The organism is Mycobacterium sp. 852002-51961_SCH5331710, from assembly GCF_001665535.1.
Taxonomy (GTDB): Bacteria; Actinomycetota; Actinomycetes; order Mycobacteriales; family Mycobacteriaceae; genus Mycobacterium.
Genome location: NZ_LZSQ01000035.1, coordinates 20,114 through 39,335, shown reverse-complemented (window position 1 = coordinate 39,335; position 19,222 = coordinate 20,114). Strand labels below are relative to the sequence as shown.

The following is a 19,222-nucleotide window of genomic DNA, read 5'->3' as shown; positions in this document are numbered from 1 at the left end:
AGGAGGAATGATGACCGATCGCGTGACGGTGGGGAACCTGCGCGTGGCCAAGGTGCTGTACGACTTCATCAACAACGAGGCGCTGCCCGGCACCGACATCGAACCCGCCACCTTCTGGTCCGGCGTGGACAAGGTCGTCGCCGATCTGACGCCGAAGAACGAGGAACTGCTGGCCAGGCGGGACGATCTGCAGGCCCGCATCGACAAGTGGCACCGGCAGCGGGTCATCGAGCCGCTCGACCACGATGCGTACAAGGCGTTCCTGACCGAGATCGGCTACCTCCTGCCCGAACCCGACGACTTCACGATCACCACCGCGGGCGTCGACGACGAGATCACCACGACCGCCGGCCCGCAGCTGGTGGTGCCGATCCTCAACGCCCGCTTCGCGCTGAACGCCGCGAATGCGCGCTGGGGTTCGCTCTACGACGCGCTGTACGGCACCGACGTGATTCCCGAGGACGACGGCGCGGAGAAGGGCGGGAGCTACAACAAGGTTCGCGGCGACAAGGTCATCGCGTACGCCCGCACCTTCCTCGACGGCGCCGCACCGCTGGCGTCGGGTCAGTGGAGTGAGGCGACCGGTCTGCGTATCGACGACGGTCAGCTGCTCGTCGATCTGGGTGACGGCAACTCCGTCGGGCTGGCCACCCCCGAGCAGTTCGTCGGTTACACCGGCGAACTCGGAGCGCCGCAGTGGTCGGTGCTGTTGCGCAACAACGGATTACACGTCGAGATCCTCGTCGACCCCGAGTCGCCCGTCGGCTCGACCGACGCCGCAGGAATCAAGGACGTCGTCCTGGAGTCCGCGGTCACCACGATCATGGACTTCGAGGATTCCGTCGCGGCCGTCGACGCCGACGACAAGGTGCTCGGATATCGGAACTGGCTGGGCCTCAACCGCGGCGACCTCACCGAAGAGGTGAGCAAGGGCGGTAAGACCTTCACCCGCCGGCTCAACGAGGACCGTACCTACACCACCCCGGACGGCGAGGGCGAGCTGACGCTGCCCGGCCGCAGCCTGCTGTTCGTGCGCAACGTCGGCCACCTGATGACCAACGACGCAATCGTGAGAACCGACGCCAACGGCCAAGAAGTCGAGGTGTTCGAGGGCATTCAGGATGCGCTGTTCACCAGCCTGATCGCGATCCACGGCCTCAAGTCCGGCGACGGTAACGGCCCGCTGGTCAACAGCCGGACGGGCTCGGTCTACATCGTCAAGCCGAAGATGCACGGCCCCGACGAGGTCGCTTACACCGTCGAGTTGTTCGGCCGTGTCGAGGACGTGCTGGGGCTACCGGCCAACACGCTCAAGGTCGGCATCATGGACGAGGAGCGGCGCACCACCGTCAACCTCAAGGCCTGCATCAAGGCCGCCGCCGACCGGGTGGTGTTCATCAACACCGGCTTCCTCGACCGCACCGGCGACGAGATCCACACGTCGATGGAAGCGGGTCCGATGATCCGCAAGGGCGCGATGAAGAGCACCCAGTGGATCCAGGCGTACGAGGACCAGAACGTCGACATCGGCCTGGCGGCCGGCTTCTCCGGCAAGGCCCAGATCGGCAAGGGCATGTGGGCGATGACCGACCTGATGGCCGACATGGTCGAGCAGAAGATCGGCCAGCCCAAGGCCGGCGCCACCACCGCGTGGGTGCCGTCGCCGACCGCGGCCACGTTGCACGCCATGCACTATCACGAGGTCGACGTGTACGAGGTGCACAAGGAGCTGCAGGGCGAAACGCGCACCAGCATCGAGCAGCTGCTGGCGGTGCCGCTGGCCAAGGAACTGGCCTGGGCGCCCGAGGAGATCCGCGAGGAGGTCGACAACAACTGCCAGTCGATCCTCGGCTACGTGGTGCGCTGGATCGACGCCGGTGTCGGATGCTCGAAGGTGCCCGACATCCACAACGTCGCGTTGATGGAAGACCGTGCGACGCTGCGTATTTCGAGCCAGCTGCTGGCGAACTGGTTGCGCCACGGCGTCATCACGCCCGACGATGTGGTGGCCAGCCTCAAGCGGATGGCTGCCGTCGTCGACAAGCAGAACGAGCAGGATCCCGAATTCAAGCCGATGGCAACGGATCCGGATCACAACATCGCGTTCCAGGCCGCGCAGGAGCTGATCCTGTCGGGCGCCGAACAACCGAACGGCTACACCGAGCCGATCCTGCATCGCCGCCGCCGCGAGTACAAGGCCGCAAACAGCGGTGCGTGATCCGGTGACCGGTCGGCGTCAGTAAGGGCGGAAGTGGGCAGGCACAGCAAACCGGATCCCGAGGACTCGCCGGGCGGGGGCTTCGGCGAGCGGCACGACGAGTCGCAGACCGAGCGTTTCGGCTACCTCCGTGACGAACCGGACCGCGGGGACGCGGGATACGACGCCGGCTACGGCTCCGAGGACGGCGCCGATTACGAGGACGGCTCCGACTACGAAGACGTAGACGACCCCGCCTATTCGGATGGCCCGGACTACACCGACGCGCCGGATCACACACCCGACTTCGAGGATGACGCCGGCTCGGCCCCTCCGTCTCGCCCCATTCGCAGGCACAGCGGCGAGTGGGAGGGCGGCGAGTGGACCGGCAGCCACCGCGCGGTCACCGCGGGCAGGCGCGGCGTCAGCGTCGGCGTCATCGCGGCCCTGGTGGCGGTCGTCGTCCTCGTCGGCGCGGTCATCTTGTGGCGCTTCTTCGGTGACGCCCTGTCCGATCGCACCGATCAGGCCGCTGCACGCTGCGTGGACGGCGAACTGTCCGTCGCGGTGGTGGCCGACCCGAACATCGCCGAACCGATCCAGGCGTTGGCCAACCGGTACAACGAGACCGCGGCCCCGGTGGCCGACAAATGCGTGAAGATCGGCGTCAAACCCGCCGAATCCGATCAGGTGGTCAACGGCTTCATCGGGCCGTGGCCCAAGGAACTGGGCGACCGCCCCGCGCTGTGGGTTCCGGGCAGCTCGGTGTCGGCCGCCCGGCTCGAGGCCTCGTCGGGTGCGCAGACGATCATAGACAGCCGGTCGCTGGTCACATCCCCCGTCGTGCTGGCCGTCCGGCCACAGCTCAAAAGTGCTTTGGCGCAGCAGAATTGGTCGACGCTGCCCAACCTGCAGAGCAACCCGACGGCGCTGGACGGCCTGAACCTCCCGGGCTGGGGCTCGCTGCGGCTGGCGCTGCCGCTGACCGGCGACAGCGACGCGTCCTATCTCGCCGCCGAGGCGATCGCCGCCGCGTCGGCGCCGGCTGGTGCACCGGCGAGCGACGGCACACGCGCGGTGAACACCCTGATGGCGGGGCAGCCGAAGCTCGCGGACAAGAAGACCTCGACCGCGATGGACGCGCTGGTCAAGGCGTCCGATCCGGCCGCGGCGCCGGTGCACGCCGTCGCCATCACCGAACAGCAACTCTTCCAGCGCAGCGCGGATCTGCAGGACGCCGCCAAGGTGGTGTCCGCGTGGTTGCCGCCAGGGCCCGCGGCGGTCGCCGACTATCCGACCGTGCTGCTGTCGGCGGACGGGTTGTCGCAGGAACAGAAGAGCGCCGCAAGCGAATTCGCCCGATTCATGCGCAAACCTGAGCAGCTCGCCGAACTGGCCAAGGCCGGGTTCCGCGCGCAGGGCACGACGCCGCCGAACAGCGACGTCGTGGACTTCGGGCCGGTGCCGGCGCCGCTGTCGGTGGGCGACAACGAGACCCGCGCGCTGCTGGCCAACGCCCTGACCGCCCCGGCGGCCAATCCGGCGGTGACGATCATGCTCGACCAGTCCATGCCTACCGACGACGGCGGACGACCTCGGCTGTCCAACGTCGTCTCCGCGCTCAACGCCCGTCTGCAGGCGTTGCCGGCATCGGCGGCGGTGGGGCTGTGGACGTTCGACGGCACGTCGGGCCGTTCGGAGGTGAGCACCGGACCGCTCAGCGATCAGGTGAACGGGCAGCCGCGGTCGGCGGCGCTGACCTCGACGCTGGACGGACAGTCCGCCTCGGGCGGCGGCGCGGTGTCGTTCACGACGCTGCGGCTGGTCTACACCGAAGCGATCGCGAATTACCGTCAGGGGCAGAAGAACTCGGTGCTGGTGATCACGACCGGGCCGCACACCGACCAGACCCTCAACGGGGACGGGCTGCAGCAGTACATCCGCGGCGCGTTCGACGAGGCCAAGCCGGTGGCCGTCAACGTCATCGACTTCGGTTCGGACTCCGACCGCGCGACCTGGGAGGCGGTCGCCGAGATCAGCGGCGGCAGCTACCAGAACCTGGACAGCTCCGACTCCCCCGAGCTGACGTCGGCGATCACGAACTTCCTCGGCTAGCGTCGAGCAGGCTCAGCGCGGCTCGGCTGAACACGTCGGGCACCTCGACCTGTGGATAGTGGCCGACGCTCGGCAGCTCGACGACGTCCGCGTGGGGCCGCAGTTCGCGCAGACCGTCGAGCACATTGCCCGTCGCGACCGGATCGTCGAGCGCCCACAAGAAGCTCAGCGGCTTGCCCCAATCGCGCACGGCGCCATGCCATCGTGGCGCGAACTCGACACGCTCGTTGAGGTAGTAGATCAGCAGGTGCGCGATCCGGTTTCCGCCGTTGTTGGCCAGCAGCGCCCACTGTGCCTCGGCTTCCTCGCGGGTCAGCGGGTGCGCGGCGCTGAACAGCCTGCCGAACCCGCGGGCGAAGCCGCGTTCGTTGGTCAGCCGGGCGAACACCGGCCCGAGCGGACCGCGCAGGATCTTCTGCGCCGGCCGCAGGCTCGCCCGGTCCAGGATGACGCTGCCGTTGGTCAACACCGCCGCGCGCAGGTCGAAGGGCAGCTTGCCGTCGATGTCGCGCGCGAGCAGTTCGGTCGCCACCGACGTGCCCATGTCGTGGGCGACCATCACGACCGGGCCCGTCGTCGTCTCGGCCACCACGGACTGCACGATGTCGGCCTGCTCGAACAGGCTGTACCGGTGCGGGCGTGGTTTGTCCGACAGCCCGAAGCCGAGGAAGTCCAGCGTCACCCAGGCCCGGCCCTCCAGGTGCGGCACGACGCCTCGGTAGTCGTAGGAACTCGACGGATAGCCGTGCAGCAGCAGGATCGTCGGGCCGTCGCCGGGGGCGCTGCGGACGAACACCTTCCCCGCCGCCGTGCTCAGCAGGCGACCGCCGTCCCGCCACTCCGCGACCGTCGGTGGTAGCACGCCAGCACCCTATCCGAACGTGGGTAACCGGCACATATTTCGCCGTCGAAGCGTGTGTCGAGCCCGCACTCGGCGGTCAGGCGAACGCCTCCACCGGCGGACAGGAGCACACCAGGTTGCGGTCGCCGTACGCACCGTCGATACGGCGCACCGGAGGCCACACCTTGGGACGGTAGTTCTTGCCCAGCGGATAGGCGGCCTGCTCGCGGGTGTAGGGGTGGTCCCAGTCGTCGACGAGGAGGGACTCCGCGGTGTGGGGTGCCCCGCGCAGCGGATTGTCGTCGACGGGCCAGGTGCCGTCGCCGACCTTGTCGATCTCGGCGCGGATCGCGATCATCGCTTCGCAGAACGCGTCGACCTCGGCGAGGCTTTCGCTCTCGGTCGGCTCGACCATCAGCGTGCCCGCGACCGGGAAGCTCATGGTCGGTGCGTGGAACCCGTAGTCCGCCAACCGCTTTGCCACATCGTCGACGGTGACGCCGGTCTGCTTGGTGATGGTGCGCAGATCGAGGATGCACTCGTGGGCGACCATGCCGTTCTCGCCGGTGTAGAGCACCGGGTAGTACTCGTCGAGGCGGCGGGCGATGTAGTTGGCCGACGCGATGGCGGTCAGCGACGCGGCGCGCAGGCCATTCGCGCCCATCATCCGGATGTAGGCCCAGCTGATCGGCAGGATCGACGCCGACCCGTAGGGCGCTGCCGAGACGGTGTGCTTCTCGGGAAGCTCGTCGGCGAGCGGATGTCCGGGCAGATACGGCGTCAAGTGCGCACGGACCGCGACCGGACCCACGCCAGGTCCCCCGCCGCCGTGCGGGATGCAGAACGTCTTGTGCAGGTTGAGGTGGCTGACGTCGCCGCCGAAACGGCCGGGACGGGCCAGGCCGACGAGTGCGTTGAGGTTGGCGCCGTCGACGTACACCTGACCGCCGGCGTCGTGCACGGCCGCGCAGATGTCGGCGATGTCGTGCTCGTACACCCCGTGCGTGGACGGGTACGTGATCATCAACGCGGACAGGCGATCCGCGTGCTCGCTCACCTTCGCGCGCAGGTCGTCGAGGTCCACGTCGCCGTTCGCGCGGCACGCCACCACCACGACCCGCATACCGGCCAGCGCCGCCGAGGCCGCGTTGGTGCCGTGCGCGCTGGACGGGATCAGGCAGACGTTGCGGTGGGGCTCGCCGTTCTCGGCGTGATACGCCTGGATCGCGAGCAGACCGGCGTACTCACCCTGCGAACCGGCGTTGGGCTGCAGCGACACCGCGTCGTATCCGGTGATGCCGATCAGCCACTGCTCCAGATCCGCGATCAGCTTGCGCAGACCGGGGGTGTCGGAGGCCGGGGCGAACGGATGCTGACGGCCGAACTCCGGCCAGGTGATCGGTTCCATCTCGGCGGCCGCGTTGAGCTTCATCGTGCACGAGCCGAGCGGAATCATGCTGCGGTCCAGGGCGATATCCTTGTCGGCGAGCGACCGCAGGTAGCGCATCATCTCGGTCTCGGTGCGGTACCGGGTGAACGCGGGATGGGTCAGGAACTCCGATGTGCGCGTCGCGATGCGGGGCCCGTCGAACTCCGCGTCGACCGGCGTCGCCGAGAACGCCGACAACACCGCCTCGACGTGCGCATCGGTGGTCGCCTCGTCGCAGGCGACCGAGACGTGGTCGTCGTCGACAAGCCATACGTTGATGCCGCGCGCCTTGGCCGCGTCACGCACCGCCGCCGCCCGGCCCGGCACCTCGGCCAGCACCGTGTCGAAGAACGAGCGGTGCACGATCTGCACCCCGGCCGCCGAGAGTCCGGCAGCCAGCGCCCGGGCCCGCTCGTGCACCCGGTGCGCGATCCCGGTCAGGCCGTCGGCGCCGTGGTAGCTGGCGTACATCGCGGCCATCACCGCCAACAGAACCTGCGCGGTGCAGATGTTGCTTGTCGCCTTGTCGCGGCGAATGTGCTGTTCGCGCGTCTGCAATGCCAGCCGGTATGCCGGGGCGCCGTCGGCGTCGAGCGACACCCCGACCAGGCGGCCCGGCAGCTGACGCGCGTGCTTGGCGTGCACGGCCAGGTATCCCGCGTGGGGTCCGCCGAATCCCATTGGCACACCGAACCTTTGGGTGCTGCCGAAGGCGACGTCGGCGCCGATCTCGCCGGGCGGGGTGAGCAGCGTCAACGCCAGCAGGTCGGCGCCGATCGCGACCAGGGCACCGCGGTCGTGGGCCTGGGCGACGAGATCGCTCCAGTCGACGACGGCACCGCTGGCCCCCGGCAGCTGCGTGGCGACGCCGAAGAACTCGCCCTCGGGTAACCCCTGGGTCAGGTCGGCGGTGACGATCTCGATGCCGAGCGGCTCGGCGCGGGTGGCCAGCACGGCGGCGGTCTGCGGGTACAGGTCGGCGTCCACGGCGAGGCGGTTCGACGAGCCGCGCACGGCGCGATGCATCAGCGTCATCGCCTCGGCGGCCGCCGTGCCCTCGTCGAGCATCGACGCGTTGGCGACCTCGAGGGCAGTCAGGTCGGTCACCATCGTCTGGAAGTTGAGAAGCGCCTCGAGGCGGCCCTGGCTGATCTCCGGCTGGTAGGGGGTGTACGCGGTGTACCAGGCGGGGTTCTCAAGGATGTTGCGGCGCAACACCGGTGGGGTGAGCGTGTCGAAGTAGCCTTGACCGATCATCGACACGGCGACGGTGTTCTGGTCGGCCAGCGCGCGCAGTTCGGCGAGCGCCTCCTCCTCGGTGGCGGCAGCGGGCAGCCGATCGAGGCCCGGGGCCAAGCCGTCGGCTGAGAGCGCGTCGAGGATGTTGGCCGGCAGCGCCTTCTCGGCGAGCTCGTCGAGTGAGGAGACGCCGATGGTCTTCAGCATCGTGGCGACGGCGTCGGCATCGGGTCCGATGTGACGGTCGGCGAAGTTGGGCTGGTGGTGATCGAACACTCGGGCTACTCCAGACGCGTGCAGGCAGAGAACCGCTGGGTCCTCCCCCTCTGTCGTCGACCCGCTACGGGTGCCTGAGAGATTCGGCGATCGCGACGGTGCGAGATTCGCCTTTCCCCATGGGCGGGCGAGCGCTGCTCACCGCTTTCCAGAGGCATCGGGGTCTCGTGCGGTCCGGGTGCCTGAGAGGTTGACGGAGAGGTGTTGCTCCTTCGGCGTCCGTGACTGGCCGTCACGAAACTCTCCCGCACAAGCGCGATGCGTTGGCCAGTTTACCGGTGGGTCCTGTCAGACCGCGAGCAGGCGCGAACATGCCCATTTCGCGCCAGAAAGAGGCAGGTTTGCGTCTGGTCGCGCAGAGAGGTGGCGCAGAGGAAGGGGGGTGGCTAGCCGATCTTGCGGTCGCGGTGCTTACGCCGCGACGCCAGTTCGTCCTCGGGTGCGGCGATCGACTCGCCGCCGTCGGCGCGTTCGCCGGGGAAATCGGCGATCGCGCCGGTCAACTCCCGCATGGCGCCCGAGACGGCGATGCCGAACACGCCCTGACCGCCCTGCAGCAGGTCGACGACCTCTTCGGCCGACGTGCACTCGTAGACCGTGGTGCCATCGGAGAACAGCGTGATGTTGGCCAGATCGCGAACCCCGCGCTGACGCAGGTGGTCGACGGCGACGCGGATGTTGTGCAGCGAGATGCCGGTGTCGAGAAGCCGCTTGACGATCTTGAGGACCAGGATGTCCTTGAACGAGTACAGCCGCTGGCTGCCGGAGCCGGCCGCGCTGCGGATGGACGGTACGACCAGCGACGTCCGCGCCCAGTAGTCGAGCTGGCGGTAGGTGATGCCGGCGATCTGGCAGGCGCTCGGTCCGCGGTAGCCGACGAGCTCGTCGGGCACGGAGTTGTCGGGGAACAGCCCCGCCTGCACGGGCTCTTCGCTCGTCGCCGTTGCGGTGGTCGGTTCCGAATCCGCGGGGCCGCTAGCAGCAGTGAGGTCCAGCTGCTCCTGACGTGGCGTGTCTCCCACTTGTAGATTCCTCTCGCCGATCGAACCCGCGTCTGTGACCTCGCGTGGGGCACACATTTGCCAAGCCCGAGTGTGTCGAGCATACGCTTCTCGCCGTCCGTGGACTGCCCATCAGTGGTCCGGCTCTCAAAGTATGGCTGCCCATCTCGCCGATGGGGAAACCCCGCACCGCGTGTCGAAGTGACGAGACGTTTCCGTGACAAACCGTCACGGTGACTGCCCAGGTCGGGCTAGGTCGCCTTGAAGTCGTCGGGTGAGACGCTGTCGAGGAACTCCTTGAACTTCTCGACCTCGTCCTCGCGCACCGCACCCGCGGCCTCGTCGTCGTTCTCGTCCGGAATGATCAGGCCGGCCTCGGCCAGCACCGCTTCCTCGACATAGATCGGCACCCCGACCCGCAGCGCGATCGCCACCGAATCCGACGGGCGCGCCGACACCTTGATGTCGCGGTCGAAGATCAGGTCGGCGTAGAAGGTGCCTTCCTGCAGGTCGACAATGCGCACCTCTTTGAGCGAATGACCAAGCGCGGCAATGACATCTCGGATCAGATCGTGCGTCAGCGGTCGCGCCGGCTCGACACCCTGCTGTTCGAGCGCGATCGCAGCGGCCTCGGACTGCCCGATCCAGATGGGCAGATATCGGTCGCCGTTCGACTCCCTCAGCAGCAGGACCGGCTGGTTCTGCGGCTGCTCAACGCGAATGCCGACCACACGAACCTCACCCATCTGTGTCTGCCCTCCGCACCGAAGAAGCGAGCCTGATAGCCATCGCTTCGAGTCTAATCCTCAGCGATCCAGTACGTCGCGCACAGCCGACTTGATCAGCGATGTGTGCAAGGTGATTGCCAGGGCCGCCACCTCGCGTGCCAGGTCGTCGGCCCGGTCGCGCGCGCCGGCCTTGTTGCCCTTGACGATCGGCCCGGCGATCTGCGCGATCAGGTCGGACTGCCGGTCGGCCGCCGACCGGAACGCCCGCAGATGCCGCGGCTCGACACCGTAGTCGGCCAACGCGCGGGCACACTGCGCGATCACCACGGAGTGCTCGTCGAAGAAACCACCCGGGCCGGTGGTGATGATCCCGGACTTCACCAGCGCGCTGAGCAGTTCCTCGTCGACGCCCGAGCGCGCCAGCAGGTCCTCCCGCGACAGCCGCACCTGCGTCGGGGCCACCGCCGCCGCACCCGCGGCGTTGTCGTCACCGTTAGCGGAGACCGGCACCAAACGCGGTACGCCGTACGCGGATCCATGTGACGGCAACTCGCCGTCGGGCTGCGCGTCGAGCTGCGCCTTGATCACCTTCAACGGCAGGTACTGGTCGCGCTGGGCGGTGAGAATGAACCGCAGGCGCGCGCAGTCGTAGGCGGTGAACCGCCGATAACCCGACGCGGTGCGCTCAGGAGTGACCAGGCCTTCGGCCTCCAGGAAGCGAATCTTGGAGATGGTCACGTCCGGGAAGTCCGGTCGCAGCAGATCGAGGACCGCTCCGATCGACATCCCAGTGAGCGCGGGAGTGTCGGGTGCGCCCATGGCTACTCTTCGCGCATGCGCTGGTCGAGCACTAGCCGGCCTGACCGCTGTCGTCGTTCTTGGGCCCGGTGAGGAACACCAGGCGGAACTTTCCGATCTGCACCTCGTCGCCGTTGGCGAGCACCGCGGAGTCCACCGGTTCGCGGTTGACGTAGGTGCCGTTGAGGCTGCCGACGTCGACCACCTGGAACTCGCCGCCCTCGAGGCGGAACTCGGCGTGCCGACGGCTCACCGTGACGTCGTCGAGGAAGATGTCGCTGTCGGGATGCCTTCCGGCCGACGTGGTGGGCTGGTCGAGCAGGAACCGGGAACCGGCGTTCGGCCCGCGCTTGACGACCAGCAGCGCCGATCCGGCGGGCAGACCCTCGACGCCCGAAACGGCGCCCTCGGTCCCCGCCGTGGCCGGGGCGTCCAGTTCGTTGAGGAAGTCGGCGCGGAAGACGGATGTCGTTTCCACGGTGACTTCGTCAGACGTCTGGTCGGTCCCAGAGTTCTGGTCGTTTTCCGTCACCCGCTGCTCCTAACTGGCTGCTGTGGCGATACCGCGTCTGGTGTCGACCGTACCGCGCGGCGAGCTTCGTTGTGCCCACCACCGCCGGATCCGCCCTAGTTGGCGTCCGGTCTGCAAAACCCTAACAACTCCGTCATTCCGACACCGTGCCGCGGTAGCCGTCGGCGTCGAGGAGCCCGCCGAGCCCTTCCTCCAGCGCCGCGGCATCGGCCTGCAGCTCGATCAGCCAACCCTCGCCGTAGGGGTCGGAGTTCACGAGCTGCGGACTTCCCTCGAGATCACCGTTGACCGCAACGACTTTCGCCGTGACGGGCGCGTAGAGGTCCGACACCGACTTGGTGGACTCCACCTCGCCGAACGACTCGCCGGCGGTCACCTCGGTGCCGACGTCGGGCAGTTGGACGAACACCACGTCACCCAGCGCCGACTGGGCGTAGTCGGTGATACCGACGCGCACGGTGTCGTCGCCGGTGCGCAGCACCCACTCGTGCTCCTCGGTGTAGTGCAGGTCGGCTGGGATTTCGCTCACGGCGCTCCTCGTAGGTCAGCTCATTTGACTGGCTGAGCGTATTGGCGCTGTTTCGGTTGCCGCAAGGCGGTCACGTCGACGCGCTCGGACTGTTGCACGGTCATGGTGCCGCCGACGCGTTCGACGCTGTCCATCGCGCCGCCGGGGATCGTCATCGCCGCGGCCAGGGTCGGCGGATCGCCAATGGCCAGAACCGAATACGGCGGGTTCATCGTGACGTCGTCGACCACCAGGGCGCCGGGGTTGCCGACGACCCAGGTGTCGACGCCGACTCGCACTGCGGTCGCTGAGTCCGGTCCCCCGGCGCGGATCTCCATCGCCTCGGCGCCCGCGTTGCGCAGCTCGTTGATCACGTCGAGCAGTGTTTCGGCCGGCACACCGGGCGTGGTGTCGGTGATGGTCAACGTCACGCCGGGCCCGGTCGCTGGCACGGTGCCGATCAGGATGGACAGCGCGGCCAGCCGGGCCTGGGCGTTCTCGATGGCCGCCTGGTCGCTGCTGCCCGACGCCTGCAGCTGGGCCAGGGTGCGCTGCAAATCGCTCACCTCGGTGTTGAGCGCGGCCTCCCGCTGCTGCAGCGAGTCCAGCAGCACCAGCAGGTCGGCGGGCCGGGCCGTCTCCAGCGAGTCACCGGACTCGTTCTGCCGGACCTGGGTCACGATCGCCACGCCGAGCAGCACGCACAGCACCACGGCCAGCGCCCCGAACACCACCTGCGTGCGGCCCCGGCGCAGCACCCCGGCCACCCCGCCCGCATGCAGCTCACCGATCTCCGGCGACGGCTCGTCGCGCGGCAGTTCGTGACGGCCACCCGCATGGGCGTGGTCGTCGGGTTCGGAGTGCTGCGGTGTGTGCTCACTCATGGGTCACGCCTCGTTACGCGCCGAACAGCCTGCGGCGCAACGCCGCTGCGTTACCGAAGATCCGGATGCCCAGCACGACGATGATCGCCGTCGACAGCTGCGTGCCGACGCCGAGTTGATCACCGACGTAGACGATCAGCGCGGCGACCAGCACGTTGAACACGAACGACACCACGAACACCTTCGAGTCGAAGATGCGCTCGAGATACGCGCGCAGGCCACCGAAGACCGCGTCGAGAGCGGCGACCACCGCGATCGGCAGGTACGGCTGGACGAACTCCGGCACGTCGGGATGGAACACCAGGCCCAGCACGACGCCCACGACCAGTGCGGCGATTCCGATCATGTGTCTGACTTCATCGTGGTGTCACTGCCCAATCTGTTTGGCGAAGTTGACTTCTCGGACCGTGGCGGCGGGCAGCTGCAGGCCCTCACCGGCGCTCACGCTCACCCCGACGCCGTAGGAAGCCTCCAGCAGCCGAAGACGCTGCAGGCCGGGGCTGCGGTCGAACACATCCTGCATCGCGTGCGGCGGTCCGATCGCGAGGACGACGTATGGGCTGCTGATCGGTTGATTGTCGACCAGAATCCCGCCGCCCGCCTGTCGGACCGTCACATTGGGCCCGATCCGCACACCGCCGACCGACAGCGCCTCGGCGCCGCTGACCCACAGCGAGTTGACGACCAGCTGCAGGTCGCGGTCGAGGATCACCTGTCTGCTGCCCGGCAGCCGTTGTTTGGACACGTCGCTCAAATTGGCCGCCGACGCGCCCGGATCGGTCACGGTGATGGTCAGCCCCGGCCCGATGACCGGTGTGGCAGCGGCGGCGAAGTTCGCCTCGTCGAGGCGGCTCAGCAGCTTCTGGCCGCGCACATCGCCTTCCAGGCGTCGACGCCGTTCGTCGTCGACCTCGGCGGCGAGGGCGTCGCGACGCTCCGCGGCAGCCGTGGTTTCGGCCTGCTCCGTGCGCACGCTGTCGGCCAGCACGTGCTGCGTCTCGCGGACGCCGGGCGCGGTGGCGCGCGCCTGGGCTACGGCGGCCGCGAACACGACGACAAGCAGCAGAGCACCCGCCAGCTGCCAGGCCCACTGTTGCCATCTGGGCCGTTCACGACCGGCGGCCTTGGCCTCGGCGGCGGCCGCGTAGCCCGGGTCGAGGTGATCGGTCAGCAAGGAGCGCAGCAGCGACGGCACCGGGATCTTCGTCGGCCGGTCCGTCCCGTGGGCGCGAAGGCCCGCGTCCGGGTCGTAGCCGCCGAGCGTCTTGCGGAAGCTCTGCGTCATCGCGGCACCTTCGGCAGCCGGCGCACCACCATTCCGACCTGGATCAGGTACAGCAGGCCGGACCACAGGTACATCAGCAGACCCCAGATCAGAAAGCCCCACCCGATCGCGAGCACCACCCGGCTCCACGTGGCGTCCCACTGCCCCAACAGGATCAGCGGAAGACCCGACATCAGCGCGAACGTGGCGGCCTTCCCGATGTAGGTGACCGGCAGCGCGGTCAACCCGCGGATGCGCAGCAGCGGCAGGGTGGCGGCGAGCACGGCGTCACGGCCGATCAGGGTGAGCACGATCCACCACGGCAGTGAACCGTGCACCCCCATGGCGATCGGGATCGTGATCATGTAGATGCGGTCGACCGCGGGGTCGAGCAACTCCCCCAGCCGCGACGACTGGTTGTCGACGAGCCGGGCGATCTTGCCGTCGGCCCAGTCGGAGAACCCGGAGAACATCAGCACGGCCACCGCCCACCCGTTGGCGTGCACCACGAGCAGCAGCCAGAGGAAGACCGGCACCAGCACCAGTCGCACCGCGCTGAGCACGTTGGGCACGGTGAGCACCCGGTCGCGGACCTGACCCGCCTCGTCCGGCGGCGAAGGCACCCGGCCATGCGCCTCGGTCATGGGCTAAACCTAGCGGAACACGCCCGGAAGGCTCAGCGCCGAGAGCGAGTCGTCGGCCAGCGGGTTGTCGTGCACCATGTACGTCCACGTCGAGGTCGGCCTGGCGAGCTTCGACAGGTCGACCCCCGGCTCGTCCTCGATCGACGGCGCCGTCTCGAACGTCTGCTGGGCCGCCTCGATGGCATCGGCGGCCAGCGACGCGAACGCGTCGACGGCCATCCGGTGGAACTCGTCGATCGGCGTCTGGTTGCCCAGCGCCCGCAGGTGGATGCTCTCCCGGATGTCGGCGAGATAGGCCAGGTGGTCGGCCCAGCCGCGGTCGAGGTGATAGAGCATGATCAGCCGGCAGATCTTCTCGAGCTTGTCCTCGCCGAGCCGTTCGACGACCTCCTCGTAACGCTTCGGCGACAGCTCGGAGAGTTCCTCGCGCGCGGTAGCCGTGCGCAACAACGTGTTTCGGCGGTCGACGATGATCGCGCGCTGCTGGGCGATCAGCTGGTTGTAGCGCCAGTTGTTGGCGTGGATGTCGAGCATCCGGCCCTCGGCGATGCGCTGGGCGTGATCGAGCAGGCTGGCCGCTTTCGGGCTGACGACGCGGCCGTCCTCGTCGGTCTCCATCGGCAGCTTGTTCGGGTCGAGGTGGGCGATTACGACGTCGTCCTCCCAGCTGGAGAAGAACACCGACGACCCGGGATCGCCCTGGCGTCCGGCGCGGCCACGCAGCTGGTTGTCCAGCCGCTCGGTGTGGTGGCGGCCGGTCCCGATCACGTGCAGCCCGCCGAGTTCGGCGACCTCGTCGTGGTCGGCCTCGTCGGAGCCGCCGAGCCGGATGTCGGTGCCGCGGCCCGCCATCTGGGTGGACACCGTGACGCTGCCGAGCTTGCCGGCCTCGGCGATCACCGCGGCCTCTTCGGCGTCGTTCTTCGCGTTCAGCACGACCGCCGGGACGCCCGCCTTGACGAGTTTCTCGTGCAGCTCTTCGGATTCGGCGACGTCGCGGGTGCCGACGAGCACCGGCTGGCGGGTCTCGTGGATCTCCTTGATGTGCTCGACGATTGCGTCGTTCTTGGCCGCCGCGGTGACGTACACCCGGTCGGGCTCGTCCTCGCGGATGTTCGGCTTGTTGGGTTCGATCGGCGAAACGCCCAGCTTGTAGAACTGCCGCAGCTGCTCACCGGCCGCCAGGGCGGTGCCGGTCATGCCGCACACCGTCGCGTAGCGATTGACCAGGGCCTGGACCGTGATGGTGTCGAGCACCTCGCCGGTCTCGGTGGTCTCGATGCCCTCCTTGGCCTCGACGGCGGCCTGGAGCCCGTCGGGCCAGCGCTGAAGCTGGGCGATGCGGCCGCGGGAGGCGTTGATCAGGTGCACGGCGTCATCGCGGACGATGTAGTGCACGTCGCGCTGCAGCAGCACGTGCGCGTGCAGCGCCACGTTGACCTCGGTCAGCGTGCTGGAGACGTGCTCTTCGGAGTACAGGTCGATGCCGCCGAGCTTGGCCTCCAGCTTCTGCGCGCCCACTTCGGTGAGGTGGACGTTGCGGCTGTCGGTATCGGTGTCGTAGTCGACGCCGGGCGTGAGTTCGCCGACCATGCGGATGATCTCGACCTTCGGGGTCTCGCGGTGGCTGGTGCCGGCCAGCACCAGCGGCACCAGCGCCTCGTCGACCAATACCGAGTCGGCCTCGTCGATCAGCGCCACGTCGGGGTTCGGCGACACCAGGTCGTCGACGTCGGTGACCAGCTGATCGCGCAGCACGTCGAACCCGATCTCGTTCACCGATGCGTAGGTGACGTCGCATTTGTAGGCCGCGCGGCGCTCCTCGGCCGTCGAGGCCTCGGTGATCCAGCCGACGGTCAGGCCCAGAGCTTCCAGCAGCGGGCCCATCCATTCGGCGTCTCGTCGGGCGAGGTAGTCGTTGATGGTGATGACGTGCACGCTGCGGCCGCCAAGGGCGTATCCGGCGGCGGCGATCGCACCCGAGAGCGTCTTGCCTTCGCCGGTGGCCATCTCGACGACGTCGCCGGCGAGCATGCGCAGGGCACCCAGGAGCTGAACGTCGAAGGGCCGCAGCGACGTTGTGCGGTCGGCGGCTTCCCTGGCGATCGCCAGGAACTGCGGGATGTCGGTCGCTTCGGCGAGATCCTCGAGGTTCAGCAACTTGGCGGCCTTGCGCAGCTGCTCGTCGTCGAGGGCCGCCGCCTTCTCGTCGAACTCCGCAGAACTGCGCACCTGCGCCATCGATTGCGCCTGGTCCCGGTCGGTGCTGGCGCCGAGCAGCCGCCAGAACCTATTGCTGACACGACCTGAAGTGCGGGTCTTCGTCTTCGCCACACCGCTACGGTACGCGCCGCCGTCCAGCGCGCTCGCGGTCAGTCGACCGTCCGGAAGTCGATGCGCACGCAGTCGGTCACTGGCGCGTATCCGAGCTTTTGGTAGATCGCATTCGACGTCGGGTTGGCCAGATCGGCGAACAGCACGACCCCCGCGTCGCCGCGGTCGAGCGCGGCTTGCGAGGCGGCGGCGGTGACTGCCGACCCGTAGCCGCTGCCCCTGCGGTTCGTCGGCGTGAAGACCGGGCCGATGCGCGACACCCCCGCCGCGGCCGCGCGCAACAGCGCCATGCTGACCGGCGCACCGGTGACGTCCCACAGTAGGAATCGGTCGCCCCGGTCGGCCACTGTGTCGCGTCGCCCAGCCGGTAGAGCCGCTCGTCGAGCACCACGGTGCCGGGCGGCCCGCCGTGCGACCGCCAGGCGTCGGCGAACGCGACGGCGGTCTCGCGAGAGCCGCGCACGCCGCTCAGCTCGGACAGCATGCGCACCAGTCGCTCGCGACGGCATCGGCGTGCTCTGCGGGAATGCCGTTGCATGCCAACGGGTATGGCGGCGTCTGCAGGGCCACCCCCACGACGTCGGAGTTCTGCCACATCGAATGCAACAGCGCGTCATCGGGCATCGCGGACCGCATGGTTCCAGCATGGGCGTGAACGCCGTACGGGTCGAATGAGTTTGGTCGCGCTCGCCCGGCGGCGACCGTGCGCAAAGTGCTGAGAATGCCCGGCGTGTCGTGTGCAAACACGCACGCTCGCGGGGATCGAGGCTAGGCGAGGTTGGAGCGGCGGGGGTAAGCGACGGTCGGATCGGTGAGCACGTTGACCACCGCCGGCAGCGCCGACGAGAAGGCCCGCTCCAGCGCCGGGCGCAACCCGGCGGGCGTCGACACCAGCTCGCCGTGCCCGCCCAGGGCCGTCACCACCTCGTCGTACCGCGTCCCGGGACGCAGGTCGGCGACGACGGAATAGCCATAGATCGCCTCCATCGGATGCTTCTCGAGCCCCCAGATCCCGTTGTTGCCGATCACAGAGACGACCTGAATCCCGTGACGTACCAACGTGTCCCACTCCATACCGGAGAAGCCGAACGCCCCGTCGCCCTGCAGCAGCACCACCTGGCGGTCGGGTCGGGCCAGCTTGGCGGCCAGGGCGTAACCGGGTCCGGACCCGAGGCAGCCGAACGGGCCGCTGTCGAGCCAGGCGCCGGGCACGTAGCTGTCGATGACGCGGCCGGCGTAGGAGCCGAAGTCGCCGGCGTCGACCACGACGATCGCGTCGCGGTCGAGCATCGTGCTGAGCTCGGCGTAGACCCGCATCGGGTGCAGCGGTGTACGGTCGTCGCGCAGCTCGTCGGCTTCGGCGGCGCGCGCCGCGGTCTCGGTGGCGCGCAGATCGGCGATCCAGGGTTCGTGATCGCCGGCAGCCGCCGCCAGAGCCGACAACGTCGTGCTGATGTCGCCGTACAGGCCGGCCGCCACCGGTCGCGGATGCGGCCGATCGGGTGCGACGCGGTCGACGGCGATCAGCGCGGTGTCGGCGCCGAACACGCCACCGAAGCCGAGCCGGAAGTCCATCGGCACGCCGATCACCAACGCAACGTCGGCCTGCTGCAACGCCTTTGACCGCGCACGAGAGAACGCGAGCGAGTGGTCGGCGGGTACCGTGCCGCGGGCCATGCCGTTCATCAGCACCGGGATGCGCATTGTCTCAGCCAGATTCAGCAACGCCGTCTCGGCGTGGCCCCACCAGACGTTGGTGCCGGCCATGATGACGGGGCGTTGCGCCTCGGCCAGCAGGCGACGCGCGGCGGTCACGGCGTCGCCGTCGGCTTCGACGACCTCGCGCGGTCCGTTCAGCGCGCCCGGAGCGCCGGCGTCGGTGGCCTCGCTGAACACGTGGTCCATCGGGAAGTCGACGAATGACACCCCCGAGGGCGCCCCGACCGCGGCCCGCAGCGCGTCGTCGACCAGGCCCGCGACCGCATCCGGCGATGAGGCGGTCGCGGCGAAGCGCGTCAGCGGCGCGACGAACGGGACGTGGTCGATCTCCTGCAGGCTGCCCTGTCCCCACCGCAACGCCGGTGCGCGCCCGCCGAGGATCACCAGCGGCGACTGGTTCTGCTGCGCGGCGGCCATCGCGCTCATGCCGTTCGTGACGCCGGGCCCGGCCGTCAGCGCCGCGACGCCCGGCACGCGGGTCACCTTCGACCATCCTTCGGCGGCGAACGCCGCGGTCTGCTCGTGGCGGGTGTCGATCAGCCGGATGTCTTCCCTCCGACAGCCGTCATAGAAGGAGAACAGGTGCCCGCCCGAGAGCGTGAAGATCGTGTCGATCCCGCTGGCCCGCAGTCGGCGCGCGATCAGGTGTCCCGCGTTCACCGGAGCGTCGCTGCCCATGGCCGCAGCCTACGCAGCCAGCTCGTCCCACAGCC

Annotated in this window: 17 protein-coding genes and 2 riboswitches; of the genes, 2 read left to right on the top strand and 15 right to left on the bottom strand. The window is 68.8% G+C overall.

What is annotated here, in order from left to right:
* The first annotated feature begins 10 nt into the window (after window positions 1–10).
* Together A5752_RS05140 and A5752_RS05135 are read left to right on the top strand one after the other, a co-directional pair.
* Window positions 11–2,218, top strand: coding sequence for a malate synthase G (locus tag A5752_RS05140; protein WP_067083156.1), 2,208 nt, complete (start codon window positions 11–13; stop codon window positions 2,216–2,218).
* A gap of 33 nt (window positions 2,219–2,251) precedes the next feature.
* A complete protein-coding gene (locus tag A5752_RS05135; protein WP_067083002.1) occupies window positions 2,252–4,312 on the top strand; it encodes a substrate-binding domain-containing protein in 2,061 nt (686 codons plus the stop codon).
* Here the strand turns inward: A5752_RS05135 and A5752_RS05130 are convergent.
* The 15 genes from A5752_RS05130 to A5752_RS05065 form a co-directional block, all read right to left on the bottom strand.
* Window positions 4,293–5,174 carry an alpha/beta fold hydrolase gene (locus A5752_RS05130; protein ID WP_067082999.1) on the bottom strand — a complete coding sequence of 294 codons (882 nt, stop codon included), beginning with the start codon at window positions 5,172–5,174 and terminating at the stop codon, window positions 4,293–4,295. The genes A5752_RS05135 and A5752_RS05130 overlap by 20 nt on opposite strands.
* Window positions 5,175–5,250: 76 nt before the next feature.
* Complete coding sequence (gcvP, locus tag A5752_RS05125) at window positions 5,251–8,097, bottom strand: aminomethyl-transferring glycine dehydrogenase (protein ID WP_067082998.1); 2,847 nt, start codon at window positions 8,095–8,097, stop codon at window positions 5,251–5,253.
* A gap of 40 nt (window positions 8,098–8,137) precedes the next feature.
* Window positions 8,138–8,257: riboswitch (glycine riboswitch) on the bottom strand.
* Window positions 8,258–8,355, bottom strand: a riboswitch (glycine riboswitch). It abuts the riboswitch before it with no gap.
* Window positions 8,356–8,483: 128 nt separating this feature from the next.
* Complete coding sequence (locus A5752_RS05120; protein ID WP_067082995.1) at window positions 8,484–9,119, bottom strand: MerR family transcriptional regulator; 636 nt, start codon at window positions 9,117–9,119, stop codon at window positions 8,484–8,486.
* A gap of 230 nt (window positions 9,120–9,349) precedes the next feature.
* A complete protein-coding gene (locus tag A5752_RS05115) occupies window positions 9,350–9,844 on the bottom strand; it encodes a bifunctional nuclease family protein (protein WP_059098552.1) in 495 nt (164 codons plus the stop codon).
* A 60-nt stretch (window positions 9,845–9,904) separates the two neighbouring features.
* On the bottom strand, window positions 9,905–10,645 hold the full coding sequence (ftsR, locus tag A5752_RS05110; RefSeq protein WP_067082992.1) for a transcriptional regulator FtsR: 741 nt from the start codon (window positions 10,643–10,645) through the stop codon (window positions 9,905–9,907).
* Window positions 10,646–10,676: 31 nt separating this feature from the next.
* On the bottom strand, window positions 10,677–11,156 hold the full coding sequence (garA, locus tag A5752_RS05105) for a glycogen accumulation regulator GarA (RefSeq protein ID WP_067082990.1): 480 nt from the start codon (window positions 11,154–11,156) through the stop codon (window positions 10,677–10,679).
* Between the two features lie 133 nt (window positions 11,157–11,289).
* Window positions 11,290–11,685: a glycine cleavage system protein GcvH gene (gcvH, locus tag A5752_RS05100; RefSeq protein WP_067082987.1), complete on the bottom strand. Its 396-nt coding sequence runs from the start codon at window positions 11,683–11,685 to the stop codon at window positions 11,290–11,292.
* A 20-nt stretch (window positions 11,686–11,705) separates the two neighbouring features.
* Window positions 11,706–12,548 (bottom strand): DUF881 domain-containing protein, encoded by an 843-nt coding sequence (locus A5752_RS05095; RefSeq protein ID WP_067082984.1) that lies wholly within the window; start codon window positions 12,546–12,548, stop codon window positions 11,706–11,708.
* A 13-nt stretch (window positions 12,549–12,561) separates the two neighbouring features.
* Window positions 12,562–12,894, bottom strand: a complete 333-nt coding sequence (locus A5752_RS05090) for a small basic family protein (protein ID WP_067082981.1) — start codon at window positions 12,892–12,894, stop codon at window positions 12,562–12,564.
* Between the two features lie 21 nt (window positions 12,895–12,915).
* Entirely contained in the window at window positions 12,916–13,833 is a 918-nt protein-coding gene (locus A5752_RS05085; protein WP_067082979.1) for a DUF881 domain-containing protein, read from the bottom strand.
* Window positions 13,830–14,456 (bottom strand): CDP-alcohol phosphatidyltransferase family protein, encoded by a 627-nt coding sequence (locus A5752_RS05080; RefSeq protein WP_067082975.1) that lies wholly within the window; start codon window positions 14,454–14,456, stop codon window positions 13,830–13,832. Before A5752_RS05080 ends, A5752_RS05085 begins: the two co-directional genes overlap by 4 nt.
* A 9-nt stretch (window positions 14,457–14,465) precedes the next feature.
* Window positions 14,466–16,790: an accessory Sec system translocase SecA2 gene (gene secA2, locus A5752_RS05075; RefSeq protein WP_067082972.1), complete on the bottom strand. Its 2,325-nt coding sequence runs from the start codon at window positions 16,788–16,790 to the stop codon at window positions 14,466–14,468.
* Between the two features lie 38 nt (window positions 16,791–16,828).
* The gene (locus A5752_RS27905; RefSeq protein ID WP_067082969.1) at window positions 16,829–17,137 is read right to left on the bottom strand and encodes a GNAT family N-acetyltransferase; all 309 of its coding nucleotides are present in this window, start codon (window positions 17,135–17,137) and stop codon (window positions 16,829–16,831) included.
* A 121-nt stretch (window positions 17,138–17,258) separates the two neighbouring features.
* The gene (locus A5752_RS27900; RefSeq protein ID WP_231983326.1) at window positions 17,259–17,426 is read right to left on the bottom strand and encodes a hypothetical protein; all 168 of its coding nucleotides are present in this window, start codon (window positions 17,424–17,426) and stop codon (window positions 17,259–17,261) included.
* 132 nt (window positions 17,427–17,558) lie between these two features.
* Entirely contained in the window at window positions 17,559–19,187 is a 1,629-nt protein-coding gene (locus tag A5752_RS05065) for an acetolactate synthase (protein ID WP_067082966.1), read from the bottom strand.
* Between the last annotated feature and the right edge of the window lie 35 nt (window positions 19,188–19,222).

Bases quoted from the DNA above. Each gene is read 5' to 3' on its own strand.
- A5752_RS05140 (WP_067083156.1), top strand. From the start codon at position 11: ATGACCGATCGCGTGACGGTGGGGAACCTGCGCGTGGCCAAGGTGCTG.
- A5752_RS05115 (WP_059098552.1), bottom strand. From the start codon at position 9,844: ATGGGTGAGGTTCGTGTGGTCGGCATTCGCGTTGAGCAGCCGCAGAAC.
- ftsR (WP_067082992.1), bottom strand. From the start codon at position 10,645: ATGGGCGCACCCGACACTCCCGCGCTCACTGGGATGTCGATCGGAGCG.
- A5752_RS05095 (WP_067082984.1), bottom strand. From the start codon at position 12,548: ATGAGTGAGCACACACCGCAGCACTCCGAACCCGACGACCACGCCCAT.
- A5752_RS05090 (WP_067082981.1), bottom strand. From the start codon at position 12,894: ATGATCGGAATCGCCGCACTGGTCGTGGGCGTCGTGCTGGGCCTGGTG.
- A5752_RS05085 (WP_067082979.1), bottom strand. From the start codon at position 13,833: ATGACGCAGAGCTTCCGCAAGACGCTCGGCGGCTACGACCCGGACGCG.
- A5752_RS05080 (WP_067082975.1), bottom strand. From the start codon at position 14,456: ATGACCGAGGCGCATGGCCGGGTGCCTTCGCCGCCGGACGAGGCGGGT.
- A5752_RS27900 (WP_231983326.1), bottom strand. From the start codon at position 17,426: ATGCGGTCCGCGATGCCCGATGACGCGCTGTTGCATTCGATGTGGCAG.
- A5752_RS05065 (WP_067082966.1), bottom strand. From the start codon at position 19,187: ATGGGCAGCGACGCTCCGGTGAACGCGGGACACCTGATCGCGCGCCGA.